At 52.9% G+C, this 13,459-nt stretch carries 11 protein-coding genes and 1 pseudogene; 2 read left to right on the top strand and 10 right to left on the bottom strand.

The annotated features are described in order from the left end of the window. Nucleotides 1–182 precede the first annotated feature (182 nt). Nucleotides 183–623, bottom strand: a complete 441-nt coding sequence (locus tag BMX58_RS02190) for an OsmC family protein (protein WP_068621979.1) — start codon at nucleotides 621–623, stop codon at nucleotides 183–185. Nucleotides 624–834: 211 nt separating this feature from the next. Here BMX58_RS02190 and BMX58_RS02195 point away from each other — a divergent pair, with 211 nt between their 5' ends. Further along, nucleotides 835–1,455, top strand: a complete 621-nt coding sequence (locus BMX58_RS02195) for a metal-dependent hydrolase (RefSeq protein ID WP_068621981.1) — start codon at nucleotides 835–837, stop codon at nucleotides 1,453–1,455. A gap of 276 nt (nucleotides 1,456–1,731) precedes the next feature. Here the strand turns inward: BMX58_RS02195 and folE are convergent, their stop codons facing one another. The 6 genes from folE to BMX58_RS02225 form a co-directional block, all read right to left on the bottom strand. Continuing rightward, nucleotides 1,732–2,343 carry a GTP cyclohydrolase I FolE gene (folE, locus tag BMX58_RS02200; RefSeq protein ID WP_068621984.1) on the bottom strand — a complete coding sequence of 204 codons (612 nt, stop codon included), beginning with the start codon at nucleotides 2,341–2,343 and terminating at the stop codon, nucleotides 1,732–1,734. A 3-nt stretch (nucleotides 2,344–2,346) separates the two neighbouring features. Continuing rightward, a complete protein-coding gene (gene queE, locus BMX58_RS02205) occupies nucleotides 2,347–3,012 on the bottom strand; it encodes a putative 7-carboxy-7-deazaguanine synthase QueE (RefSeq protein ID WP_068621986.1) in 666 nt (221 codons plus the stop codon). Next, entirely contained in the window at nucleotides 3,013–3,444 is a 432-nt protein-coding gene (gene queD / locus BMX58_RS02210) for a 6-carboxytetrahydropterin synthase QueD (protein WP_068621988.1), read from the bottom strand. Nucleotides 3,445–3,855: 411 nt separating this feature from the next. After that, entirely contained in the window at nucleotides 3,856–5,025 is a 1,170-nt protein-coding gene (locus BMX58_RS02215; RefSeq protein ID WP_239420528.1) for an isocitrate/isopropylmalate family dehydrogenase, read from the bottom strand. Beyond that, nucleotides 5,025–7,301, bottom strand: coding sequence for a hydratase (locus tag BMX58_RS02220; protein ID WP_068621990.1), 2,277 nt, complete (start codon nucleotides 7,299–7,301; stop codon nucleotides 5,025–5,027). The genes BMX58_RS02215 and BMX58_RS02220 overlap by 1 nt, the downstream gene beginning before the upstream one ends. 43 nt (nucleotides 7,302–7,344) lie before the next feature. Continuing rightward, nucleotides 7,345–9,276 carry an aconitate hydratase gene (locus BMX58_RS02225; RefSeq protein ID WP_068621992.1) on the bottom strand — a complete coding sequence of 644 codons (1,932 nt, stop codon included), beginning with the start codon at nucleotides 9,274–9,276 and terminating at the stop codon, nucleotides 7,345–7,347. Between the two features lie 203 nt (nucleotides 9,277–9,479). Here BMX58_RS02225 and BMX58_RS02230 point away from each other — a divergent pair, with 203 nt between their 5' ends. Further along, complete coding sequence (locus BMX58_RS02230; RefSeq protein ID WP_068621994.1) at nucleotides 9,480–10,346, top strand: LysR family transcriptional regulator; 867 nt, start codon at nucleotides 9,480–9,482, stop codon at nucleotides 10,344–10,346. 522 nt (nucleotides 10,347–10,868) lie between these two features. On the opposite strand, the pseudogene BMX58_RS02240 reads toward BMX58_RS02230, so the two are convergent. The 3 genes and pseudogenes from BMX58_RS02240 to melB form a co-directional block, all read right to left on the bottom strand. Beyond that, nucleotides 10,869–11,234 (bottom strand): annotated as a pseudogene (locus tag BMX58_RS02240) (family 1 glycosylhydrolase); the annotation flags it as partial. Nucleotides 11,235–11,345: 111 nt separating this feature from the next. Continuing rightward, nucleotides 11,346–12,023, bottom strand: coding sequence for a YczE/YyaS/YitT family protein (locus BMX58_RS02245; protein WP_338061248.1), 678 nt, complete (start codon nucleotides 12,021–12,023; stop codon nucleotides 11,346–11,348). Continuing rightward, on the bottom strand, nucleotides 11,953–13,362 hold the full coding sequence (gene melB / locus BMX58_RS02250) for a melibiose:sodium transporter MelB (protein WP_084253814.1): 1,410 nt from the start codon (nucleotides 13,360–13,362) through the stop codon (nucleotides 11,953–11,955). Before melB ends, BMX58_RS02245 begins: the two co-directional genes overlap by 71 nt. Between the last annotated feature and the right edge of the window lie 97 nt (nucleotides 13,363–13,459).

Here is a 13,459-nt window from a genome sequence, read left to right on the forward strand (position 1 = left end):
TTATAACGCACTCACTGCTCCGGCACCCAACAGATACCCTCCAACACTTTTCCAGCAAATTAACGTCTTATTTTTGGGGAATCCTGCCAAGCAGTCACGGTGGGCATTAGGCTCCCAAAAGAATGAGTGCCCCGATCCGACACACACTGCGTATCGATCGGGGCACTCTTCCGTTGAATTTTTCAAATGATTGTGGTATCAAAGCTGATGCTGGCGGGATTGATCAGAGTATCGCCGACAGGGCAATGGGCCTCGACAAATTCCACAAAATGATTGATTTCCGCTTCGGTATTGTCGGCTTTGACACGGTAGATTGCATGGATGTCGGTGAACCCGATCTTTACATTCTCATCGCCCAAAAAACCGTCCGTGTTCAGGTTGCCGCTCACTTCGATCTCCAGTTCATGGAGTTTGATGCCGAGCTTCTCGGCAAACATCCGACCGGCGATGGCTTTGCAGCTGCCCAACCCGGCAAGCAGTGCCTCCACCGGACTCAGGCCGATGTCCGTGCCCCCGAATGCTTCCGGTTCATCCAGCACGATGGACTTGCCTCTGGCTTTGTTGATCACTTGGTAGTTTTCGTTCAGACTGGTGGATGTCACTTTGAATAGTTGATTTGGCATATCTGTTCCCTCTTTTCATTTTGTGTAGTAAAGAGAGAATACCACCATCCCGACTGTTTGGATAACACCGAAAAACGAACAGTTGTGATAGGCAAATACGATTACATATCAAATCTCTGGCAATTTTTGTTTCTTTTTGCCACTGAATCGGATATGATAGACACGGCAGGAACAGGCGTTCTTGCTTATTTTATTTTGGAAAGGATTTATCATGACCGGAAAAACACATGTAGTGATAGGGACTGCCGCCAGCTTGCTGGTTACGCAACCTTCCACGCTGAAAGAGCTCTTCATCTGTCTGGGCGCAGCGATCGTCGGCTCGGTCATCAGCGACATTGATGTCACCACTTCGGAATCCCATCAGACACTGGACTGGATACTTGGATTGATCCTGGCGGTATCGGTGCTGTTGGCCTTCGCTGAGTCGAGATGGTCGCTCGGGATCTTCTCCGCCATCCTGAATCACAGCTCCTACTCGCGGATCTTTTTCGGAGCCGTCATTTTTTTGGGAATCTGCATCTTCGGAAAGGAACAACCGCATCGGTCGTTTCTCCATTCCATACTCGGACTGGCCTCGCTGAGCATGGCTGTCTATATTCTTTCGCCGCTGTTGGTGGCCTCTTTCGCGGTTGCGATGGCGTCGCATATTGCGATCGACATACTGAACCACAAACGCGTGAAACTCTTTTATCCGCTGTCCGGCGGCATCCGCCTCGGATTGTGCAGCGCGAACGGCCTCGTGAACGGGTTGCTTTTCAAAATCGGCAGCCTGGTGGTCGTCATCGAAATCTTGTGGCTGCTCGGCAGAATGGGATCGGCCTTCTTTTCATAGCAAAAAGCGCAAGTATCTTGGCACATTATTGTTGCCGAGATACTTGTGCTTTTTTGGTTGTCCTGCCAGGAATGCCTTCCGTTTGGCTGTGCTCCGGTGAGCGTATGCTTGACCGGAGCGGCAGCCTTTTCTGATTCGCCCCACTCCGGGGAAGCGCGCTTAGCCGAAGTTTAGCGAGACTGGCCGCGCCGTTGTCCGGCGAGCGCAGCCTTCGCCGGATTTAAGGCACCGGCAGCTTCGCTTTCCTCCGGTGAACACTCCTCGCCAGCTGATCTCTCAACCCAGCGGATTCGAACCGTCCTTCATATAAAGCATCATCAGCTTATGGTTCAGCATCGGGTCTGTGTTGAAGCGCCCGCGCAGCGTGGTCGTGATGGTCTTCGCGCCCGGCTTTTGGATGCCGCGGGTGGTCATGCAGCCGTGTTCGCCTTGGATAAGGACAGCCACGTCCTCAGAATCGGTGATTTTCTGCAGGATTTCCGCTATGTCTGTGCCGATCCGCTCCTGCAGCTGCAGCCTGCGACTTGCCATGTCGGCTATCCTGGCTATTTTGCTCAAGCCGATGACTTTTTGTTTGGGCACATAAGCCACCGCCACCTTCATGTTGTACATCAAAGCCAGATGATGTTCGCAATGGCTGAAGATCTCAATATCCTTCATAAAAACCAGATCATTGCCGGCACTTCCCAACGCCAGGTCGTCCTCGAAAGTGGTGTTCAGCATTTCAGCGATTTCGTCATTCGTGTAGCACATCCCTTTGTAGACATCTTCATACATTCTGGCCACGCGTTTCGGAGTATCCTTGAGCCCCTCTCTTTCGGGATCATCACCCAGGGCAATCAAAATCCCCCTTATATGCTTTTCGATTGCTGCTATATCGATTGCCATGACCTAAACTCCTCTCTCGTTCGGATCCCAGATGACTTTATGGAGCTGCACCTGCATATTGACCCCATTCAGCTGATTGTCCTTCATGAAATCAACGATGGTTTCCAGCTCGATTTCCCCGAAGATCGGGCTGATGAAGACGGCGGTTTTTTCGGTCAGTTTGTACCGATCGATCATTTCCTTGGCCTTCTCCAAATCCGCCAGGCTCCCCGAAACAAATTTGACCGTGTCCTTCGCAGTCAGTTGCTCGAAATTATCCAATGCCATCATCCGCTCCATCCCGCTGTAAGGAAGCTTGTAGTCCATCGTGAAGCTCGGCGGATTTTCCAGATCGGAAAAGCGGCTCAACAAGACGCTGCCGTTCGTTTCGATTTCGACATAGAGCTGCGGATCCTGCGACAGCAGCTCCAGAAGTTCTCCGATATCCTGCTGCAGCAGCGGTTCTCCACCGGTCAGGGTGACGTTCGTGACTTGGGTATCCTTGATATAGGCATAGACTTCCTCGGGCGTCATCGGATCGAAAGCGACTTTTCGGTCGTTGGCCCAGGCGGTATCGCAATAACCGCAGTTCAGGTTGCACCCGGCGAACCGGATGAAGGTCGCCAATTGCCCGCACCTGCGGCCTTCGCCATTGATGCTGACAAATTTTTCGACTACTTGCAATGCCATCTATCTCACCCCGCTTTCTTCATAGGCGGCGCTGTTGGTAGGTGTTTCATAAACGGTCGCCCGCCTCACGTCATAGCCCAGATTCTTCATTGTCCGATAGAAATGGGCGGCGAAATTTTCGGCTGTCGGCCGGGCCGGGAATTCGATGACGTTGAATCCGTCTTCCTTGATGCACTGCAAGGTCAGTTCCCGCATGGTACCCTGCTCGATGATCAGCGCGTGGTCAAACCGGTCCACAACAGCCTTCAGATCCTTTTTCAGATCCCCGAAATCCACCACCATGCCGTCCAGTTGGCCGGAGTTGATCAATTCTTCCGCCTGCACCTCGATTTCGACCCTCCACCTGTGGCCGTGGATGTTTGCGCATTTGCCCTCGTATCCAGCAAGAAAATGCGCACTATCGAAACTGTGTTCTGTTTTTAAAATATACATTTGTGTATTTCTCCCCCTAAAGTTGTCCGCAGCGGGTGTCTCCTGTAAACCGGCATTGTTGCCGTTCTGCTGATCCGTCGTTCCAGAACTGGGCTTGTCTTTGATGGCTTCGAAATATGCAAATCATTAATATTTTTTGGCACAAAAAAAGGGCACAATATGCCCATCAACAATCGACCGCTTCAAAAACACAGCAGTCGGGTCCTAGTTTTGATTAGAGACAGGATGGTTACGAACTGTCTTATTCTGTTTTTTGATACCCATACAGACTACAACAGGAAAAATGGATAGTCAAGATGTCCCGGAATAAAAAAAAGAAGACACCGGCGCACATCCGTTCAGGGCAAAAAATGCCCCCTGGATGACGACCGACTATAGTTGGCCGTCATCCAGGGGGCATCGAATGCGGCGCTACTGCAACGCATATTCGGCAGCGAGTGTTTCCAAAATGTAATCCGTATATTCTTCAGTCGAGGCGTCCTCGCGGAAGCTGGTGATCTTGATCCGCCGCTCTGTCGATCCGCAGATATCGAGTGCCTTTTCCAAACGAGTCGCCTGTCCATTTTTGCCGATGTGGTTCAGCAGCATGCCGACCGCGCGCAGCAGGCTGCTCGGATCGGCATATTCGGCGCGGTTGTTCTCCACCAGGAATGGCGCTGATCCATGGATGGCTTCGAACACGGCGTAATCCGTGCCGATGTTGGCGGACCCGGCAGTCCCCAGGCCGCCCTGGTATTCGGCGGCGATATCCGTGATGATGTCGCCGTACAGGTTCGGCAAGACGAACACTTCCAGGCCTTTGTGGAATTCCGGATTTGTCAATCTGGCAGCGGTTACATCGACCAATCTTTCCTCCAGCCCGATGCCGGCATACTCCCGCGCGATCTCCTTGCAGGTGTTCAGGAAATTGCCGTCCGTGCGCTTGATGATGTTGGCCTTCGTGACGACCGTGACGTTGCGCTTGCCGTTGGTTTTGGCGTATTCAAAAGCGGCGCGGGCGATGCGTTCCGTGCAGGTGCGGCTCTCCACGACGAAGTCGATCGACAGATCCTCATCGATCTGCAGCCCGTCGCTCCCCAGCGCATATGGGCCTTCCGTGTTCTCGCGGAAGAAGGTCCAATCGATGCCCTTGTGCGCCATCTTGACCGGCCGGATGTTCGCGAACAAGTCCAGCTCCCTTCTCAAAATAGCATTCGCGCTCGTCAGGTTGATGCCGGCGTCGCTCGCTTTCGGCGTCGTCATCGGCCCTTTCAGGATGACCGGGCAGCACTTGATTTCGGCCATGACCGCTTCAGGCACGGATTCGCCCGTCGCAAGCCGGTTTTCCAGCGTCAACCCTTCAATGAACCGCAATTCGATTTCTTTTTTCACCAGCTCATCCTTCAGCAATTCGGAAAGGACCCGGATCGCCTGCGCCATGATGATCGGGCCGATGCCGTCGCCCGGCAGCACAGCGATGACCTTTGCCTCATCCGAATTTTTCGGCAGCGCTTTTGTTCCGTTCACCCTCGCCAAACGCTGCTGTTCCTTCCGGATCAGTTCGCCGAAGCGTTGCTTGTGCTGCTCATTCAAGTCCATCATCAGACCAACACTTCCTTTTTGTTGAAATTGATCAGGCAGCCCGCCAACAGGATCTGGATTTCATCGGCCGTCAAAGCTTCCATGCCGAGGTTGATCTTCTGCAGATCTTCATTGACCAAATAGGCTTCGAAGCGGTTGCTGCCCTCCTCCAAGGATTTGCGGACGCCGCGCAGCAGGATGTAATCGCCGTTCTTCAGTTCGATTTCGTCCGGGGTGATCAGCGGCAGGATCCCCCAGTTGATCAGGTTGGAACGGTAGCGTTTGGTCGCATATTCCTTGGCGATGTTGGCGTATCCGCCCAACACTTTCTGGCAGCTGGCGGCCTGTTCGCGGGCCGAACCGTCGCCCGGCTTGTTGGCATAGATGACGCTGCCGACGATCGCTTTGTCGTATTCGAAATCGGGGAAATGGTTCTGGATGGACCCGTAGACTGCCGCCAATCCTTCGTCCGTTTGTCTGACGTCATGCCCTGCCAAGCGTTCCAGCTCGACTTCCCGGATCGCCTTCGCCCGCGGAACATAGTGCGGGTCTTTCCGCGACAGGGTGAATTCGGAAAGCTTGATCGGGTTGGAACGGTAACTTGAAGTATCGCCGGAAGGGATCAGTTCATCCGTTGTCGTCACCGGGTCCTTCAGCACCGCGGTGACCTTCAGGAGCATGTCGTCCGTCAAGGCGTTGAATTCCGGCCATTCGGCGATGTTCGGGCCGATGCGCAACGGCAAGTCCTTCTGGATCTGGTCATGCGCCTGGAAGACGCGGTTTTCGTAGATTTCCTTGTTGAAGAAGTATTTCGGTATCGCTTTTTCTTCCTGGAGCAGTTCCGTTGCGGCGGTGATCAGCCCGTGGTTGACGGCACTGGCTGCAATCGAGCGCGCATCCATCAACGCGACGGAAGACAGTTGGCCGTCCTGCGGCTTCGAACCTTCGCGGTGGATGAAGTTCCGGGTCGTGTGGCGGATCGAAAGCGTATTGTTAGCCGGCGTGTCGCCGCCTCCGAAGCAAGGACCGCAGAATGCCGTCTTGAAGATGGCGCCCGCAGTCATCAAAGCTGAGGCGCTGCCGTTGTCCATCAGGCATTGGTAGACCGGCATGCTGGCTGGGTAAACGCTCAACGAGAATTCTTCGTTGCCGACCGACTTGCCGGACAGGATATTCGCTGCCGCGCAGATATTGTCGTAGGTGCCGCCCGCGCAGCCCGCGATGGAGCCCTGCTCGGCAAACAGGCGGCCGTTGCGGATTTTGTCCGTCAAGGTGAACGTCACATCCGATCCTTCCAGCAAAGCCTGTCCCCGCACTTCGGTTTCATGCAGGATGTCCTCCAGGTTTTCGTTCAGTTCCCGGATCGAGAAGACATTGCTCGGATGGAACGGCAACGCGATCATGCACTCCATCTGGTCCAGGTCGACCGTGATGAAGCGGTCGTAGTAGGCACCGTTCTCCGGCTTGAGCTCCTTGTAGTCATTGCCGCGGCAGTGCGTCGTCAGGTAGTCCTGGACTTGAGTGTCCGTCGCCCAGATCGAGGAAAGGCAGGTCGTCTCGGTCGTCATGACATCGATTCCGTTGCGGAACTCGACGCTCAGATTGGCGATCCCGGGTCCGATGAACTCCATCACACGGTTTTTGACGAAACCGTTCGCGAAAACCTTGCCGATGATGCTCAAAGCCACGTCCTGCGGCCCGACTCCCGGTTTCGGTTTTCCGGTCAAATGGACCCCGACGATTTCGGGGTAATGGGTGTCATAGGTCTTGTTCAGCAGCTGCTTGACCAGCTCGCCGCCGCCTTCGCCGATCGCCATCGTACCGAGCGCGCCGTAGCGGGTGTGGCTGTCGGAGCCCAAGATCATCTTGCCGCCGCCCGCCATCATTTCGCGCATGTACTGGTGGATGACCGCCACGTGCGGAGGCACGAACGTTCCGCCGTATTTCTTCGCAGCGGAAAGCCCGAAGAAATGGTCGTCCGCGTTGATCGTGCCGCCGACAGCGCAGAGGCTGTTGTGGCAGTTCGTCAGCACATACGGGATCGGGAATTTTTCGATCCCGGAAGCCTTCGCTGTCTGGATGATGCCCACGAAGGTGATATCGTGCGAAGCGATGCTGTCGAATTTCAGCTCCAGAATGCGGTCGTTGCCGGAATGATTATGCGCCTGCATAATTTTGTAGGCCATCGTTTTTTTCTTGCCGGCTTCCGGATCGAACCATGCATCGTTCTTCTTTTCGCTCTCCAGGTAAATCTGATCATCAAAATAATAGGCACCTTGCTCGTGTAACTGAATCATCCTTTTTCCTCCCATATCCTGTGTTTTTTTGCCATCATCAAACTCATTTCACCGTGTTGATCCTGCCGCCGACCTTGATTGCGTCAAGGTCCGCCTGCACCAATGGGGTATCGACGTAAAAGCTGCTGCCGCTGGTCCGGTTCCATACGCGGACCGGTTCGGCTTCCTTCAGGTCGCTTGTGTCGATTTCCAACAGGTCGCCTTGTTCGACCGCCGCGTAATCCTGTTCCGATCGAAACACGAGCGGCAGCAGGCCCCAGTTCACCATGTTCGCCAAATGCAGGCGTGCAAATCCGCGGGCAATGACCGCCTTCACGCCCAGATAGCGCGGCACGATCGCCGCCTGCTCGCGGCTGGAGCCTTGGCCGTAGTTCGTTCCGGCAACCAGGATGCCGCCATCCGACGCCTTTGCCCGTTCGCTGTAGCTCTCATCCACAACATTGAAGGAATGGCGCGAAATCTCGGGAATATTCGAACGGATCGGCAGATATATAGCCCCCGCCGGACAGATATGGTCGGTCGTGATGTTGTCCGGCAATTTCAGCAGCACCGGTTTGTTGAGTTGGTCCTCCAGCGGCGGCATTTTCGGGATCGGCTTGATGTTCGGCCCGTAATGGATTTCGTCCGTGCCTTCCAACTTCGGATAGTTGAACAAATTGCCTGGATCGATGAACTTGTCGGGCAGTTCGTAAGCAAAGTCGGGGATGTCCAATGCGCGCGGATCGGTGATCACGCCTGTCAGCGCCGAAGCGACCGCCGTTTCCGGAGCGCACAGATAAACGTGCGCGCTTTTCGTGCCGCTTCTGCCTTCGAAATTCCGGGGCGTCGTGCGCAAGGAGACGCCTTCCGTGCCCGGTGCAAAACCGCAGCCGTTGCATCCGCCGCAGATCGGCTCGAACATGCGGACACCCGCCGTCAAAATCTGATCGTACGCCCCTCTCCGGATGCTTTCGCGGATCACGGTCCTTGTTGAAGGATAGAAAGAAACGTCGACATCGGGCGACACAAAGCGGTCCTTCAGCGCATTGGCGATTGCCAGCACATCGCCCAAGGCTGTATTGGTGCAGCTTCCGAGCATGACCTGATCGATCTTTTTGCCGGCGACTTCCCGCACCGGCACGACCTTGTCCGGCTGCGAAGGCAATGCGATAAGCGGTTCCAATCGGGAAAGGTCGATCGTCATTTCCTCGTCGTAGACGGCGCCCGCATCCGCTTCGAGTGCAACCCATTGTTCCTCGCGTCCGTAGGCGGCCAACCATTTTCTGGTCTCGGCGTCGCTCGGAAAGACCGAAGTGGTCGCTCCCGTTTCGGCGCCCATGTTGGCGATGATGGAACGCTCCGCCACGTTCAGCGTGGCGACACCAGGGCCGCAGTATTCGAGCACCTTGCCGACGCCGCCCTTGACGGTCAGCCGCCGCAGCACTTCCAGAATGATGTTCTTGGCCGATACCAATTGCGGCAGTTTGCCGACCAGGTTCACTTTGACGATTCTCGGCATAGTGATGTAGAGCGGTTTGCCAGCCATGGCCATCGCGGCATCGAAGCCGCCGACTCCGATCGAAAACATCCCGATCCCGCCGGCCGCGACCGTATGCGAATCCCCGCCGATCAGCGTTTTTCCGGGCCGTCCGAAATGTTCCAGATGCAGCTGATGGCAGATGCCGCTGCCCGGTCTGGCGCAGATGACGCCCAGCCGCGAGGTGATTTCGCGCAGATAGCGATGGTCGTCGGCATTCTTGTAGTCGGCCTGGATCATGTTGTGATCGATGTACTGCACCGATACTTCGGTGTCGACTTTTTCGATCCCCATCGATTCCAACGCCAAAAAGGTCATGATGGCGTTCAGGTCATGGCCCAGCGTCTGATGGGCTTTGATGCCGATCCGGGAGCCGCGGACCAGATCGCCCTCCACGATCGAATTCAGCAGGATCTTTTCCGTTGCGGTCAAGTTTGGATATGGTTTGGCAAGCGACATTCTTGGTTCATCCTTTCCGGTTGGCTGTCTCTTCTGTTGTTCAGTGGTTTCATAATAAACTGTTTATGATATAATTAGAAATACAAATGTATCATGTCAGATATAACTATTGGTTATTACTGGAAGCAAAACAAAACACCTCCCGAGCGCAGGCAGTAGCAAGCGCGGAAGAGGCCCAAACCAAAAATGGAGGCGATAAGCCCATGGATCTGAAGGACATCGAGATGTTCCTCGTGCTTTATTCCGAAAAAAGCATCACCAAAGCTGCCGAAAAATTGTTCGTTTCCCAGCCGGCGCTGACGAAACGGATCAAAAAGCTCGAAGATTTTTTCCGGACGAACCTGATCGTCCGGAATTACAACGGCATCGCCTTCACTTACGAGGGCGAAAAGTTGGTTTCCTACTGCAAGGAAATCAGCACGACCTACCAGAACCTGCTGGAGGAAATGAAAGTCAGCAAAGAGGAATTCAGCGGTTCGCTTGCCATCGGCGCCGCCGCGATCTACGCCCACTACAAATTGCCGAAACTGGTCCACAGCTATCTCGATCAATTCCCGAAAGTCTCTTTGGACATCAAGACCGACCTCACCGCGCGCATCTTCCGCATGCTCGAGAACAACGAAATCGCCATCGGAATCCTCCGCGAAGGCTACGCTTGGGAGGACGAAAAGATCCTGCTGTCGAATGAGCCGCTCTGCATCGCTTACCACGAGAAAATCGAACTGTCTGAACTGCTGACCAAGAAATACATCCAGTACAAGACGGACCCGCATCTGCAATACCAGATCGACCATTGGTGGAACGAGCGCTTTTCCGACCGTCCCAAAATCGGCATCTCGACCAGCAGCGTCGACACCAGCATCGAGCTCGTGCGCGCCGGCCTGGGTTGGTCGATCCTGCCGTCCATCGCCTTGGACAACTTCGACGGCTACATCCAGGAACTTACCTGGCTGAGCGGCGTGCCCTTCACCCGCGCGACCTGGCTCTGCTACAAGAAGAACAGCCTGAATTCGCGGGCGGTAGCGAGTTTTGTGCAGTATGTTGAGGAGACGCTGCAGAATGAGGTTTGATTGCTTCCGCAACATATGCCTCAGTTGATGAAATTTTCGCTGACATTTCTGAGGAATAGAGTATATGCTCGATATGCAGCAAACAACCAAATTCAAAAAAGATATCAAGCGATTACAAAGAGCAATTATAAACTTGAAAAACTGAAATTGGTCATAAAGATGATTGTCGAAGAAGTTCCTTTACCTGAAGAAGAATATCGCGCGCATCTATTAGAACCAACAAAAGATTACCACAATTGTTGGGAATGCCAATTTTAATTCCAGCTTGTAAAAAATCCGTCATTCTGATCAGTCCGTTTCGAGTCGATTTTATCGAATATCAGACCAACATTCGGCAATTTTGTTTCTGTTTTTGGCGAAATTGTCGAATGCTGTCTTGCATTCGACAATTTGACTCCGGTGCAGGGTGAAATTGTCGCATGCATAAGTACTATTCAGCAATTCGCCCCACAAAATCAATCCTCGCTGCGAAAAAAACTCTCCCGCCAATCAAGGCGGAAGAGTTTTTTTGTCTTTTTTTGGTTACAGCTCGCTCCCGTTCGAAGCGATCACTGATTTGTACCAGTAGAACGAGTCTTTCTTGATCCGGTCGAAAGTGCCTTTGTCTGCACCATCCAGATCGACGTAGACGAAACCGTATCGTTTCTTCATTTCGTCCGTGCCCGCCGAAACGAGGTCGATGCAGCCCCATGGCATGTAGCCGATCAGACCAATGCCATCGGCCGTGACGGCATCGCGCATAGCCGAAATGTGGTCGCGCATATAAGCGATCCGGTAGTCGTCGTGGATTTCACCGTTCTCGATTGTGTCGACGTTGCCCATCCCGTTTTCGACGCACATCAATGGTTTTTGATAGCGATCATACAGTTCGTTCAGCACGAAACGGAGTCTCCTATCCGTCAAACTGCCCAACTTGGACAAACAAAGAGGCCGGGTTTAGTCCCAGCCTCATCCGTTTTGATGTACTTTAGTTGAATGACACCAGTTATATCCGGTTGTCTACCGCACTTGCGAAACAGCAAGGGACGCTCCAATTATTTTTCTGAAGAAATTAATAAGCGGGCCGGTCAAAAAAGCCGTAATGAATGTCCCTATCCCGACCTGAGCACCGAGGACAAATCCGACAGCGACACAGCAAATGTCCGTAACGATCCGAATCTCGCGGTAAGTCACTTTTGGTCCAATCTTGTCCACCAGAATCATCCCCAATGCATCATACGGAGCAATCCCCATCCCGGCGGTCATGTACACCGCTACACCGAAACAACACGCCAACAGTCCAATAGCGAGTGCCACAATCCGGACAGCGAGCGTATCCGGAAAAATTTGAAGCCAAACCAACACGTAATCGGAGAAATAACCGACAAAGAAAATGCCTAAAACCGTCCCCAAGTGAATCCAAAGCGGACTGTATATCAGCATAAGCAGCAAGATGACCAGATTCGCCAGCATCTGCACCGTTCCGAAATCCACCGACGTGATATGGCTGATGCCGATGTTCATCGTTACGAATGGATCCGTTCCCATTCCGCTGAAGCGCATCCAAGCAATCCCAAAGCTGATGATTGTTGTTCCCGTCAACGTAATTCCAGCCCGAAGTATGGTGTTAGAATTCAAACTCAACATAAGCAGTTCCCTCGTTCCCGTTTCCAAAAGCAGTTCCAGAACCTTTTTCATGTTTTTCGGCTACCCGTCTTGACAACTGCAGCAAGGCATCCCCTTTCAGGCGGTAGTACTTGCGGTAAACCATGAAACTCAAGACCACGAATACGATCGGAACCACACAAGTTAGCACTCGGATGCCCATTATGGCCGAGGCGGATTGGGAAACATTCGGGACATAGCCTACCAAAGACAAACCCACACCCGTCAACAAACCAGCTACCGCTTGGGCCGACTTCATCAAAAAAGTCTGAGCCGAGCAGATGATGCTTTCATTCCGTGTGCCCAACTTCATTTCTCCGTAATCGATGCAATCGGCTATCGAGACAGTCGTCACACCTAAAGACAACCCGGAACCGAATTTCAAAATCACTCCGGACGCCATTGCCACTACGACATTCGTCGGTGCTACAAACCCGGCGGTCAACAACAGCACCAACCCAACGACCGGCAGCGTGCAAGCCAGTGCGAATGTCTTTTCCCGACTTATTTTCTGGCTGATTTTCGGGAACAGCATCAATCCCAGCATTTCCGCAAAGATGGTGAAAAAGAACATTGAGAACAATCTTTCAGCACCCGTGACATACTTGAAATAGTAAATCATGAATCCGTTCATGATCTGCATCGACAGGTTGAAGGTCAGCAACAAACCGATGAAAGCCATCAACTGGTCATTCTTTTTGATCACTTCGATTGTCTTCTTGAGCGTAATTTTTGGCATCGCCTTTTGTTCCAATGTGGAAGCTTCGGGAACATTCAGCACCGTCACAGCGATTAGAACGATGAACAGGACCGCGATGAATCCAGCGATTTTTTGGAATCCCTGCAACTGGCTCCCGCTTCCGAGCCTATCCACTATCTGCAGACCGAATGTCCCGATCAACAGACCCGCAAGACTCGCAAAAATTCTCGGAATAACAGAAACCTTCTCACGCTCTTCCGGATCGCTCGTCAAGTTCGGCAACCAGGACCAATAAGGGACATCCATCACCGTATAGGTCATCCCGAACAGGATGTACATCACCGCAGCGTAGACATACAGCGCATTTCCGGACAAACCGAACGTAGAGAACATCAGCACAAAAATGACCGCGTTCAGGAGGGTGCCGATGACCAGCCAGATTCTGAATTTTCCATGCCTAGTCCGCGTATTGTCGATGATCATCCCCATCATCGGATCATTGATGGCGTCCCAAACGCGTGCGACAAAAAATAAAGCGCCCACAAATGCAGGTGTCAGATAGAGGACATCCGTATAATAATAAGCCAAAAAAGTGCCGACAAAACAGATGACTGCATCTTTGCCGAGTGCCCCCAACCCGAAGGCATATTTTTCTTTGAATGGAACTTTCATTTTGATAACCCCTTTCGTTATAGGTGCGCGCTTAACCTGTTCTTATTATAGGTTGATGAAAACGCATTCCGTAGCTTATAATGTTTACAAATACAGT

Source organism: Trichococcus ilyis, assembly GCF_900109135.1.
GTDB lineage: Bacteria > Bacillota > Bacilli > Lactobacillales > Aerococcaceae > Trichococcus > Trichococcus ilyis.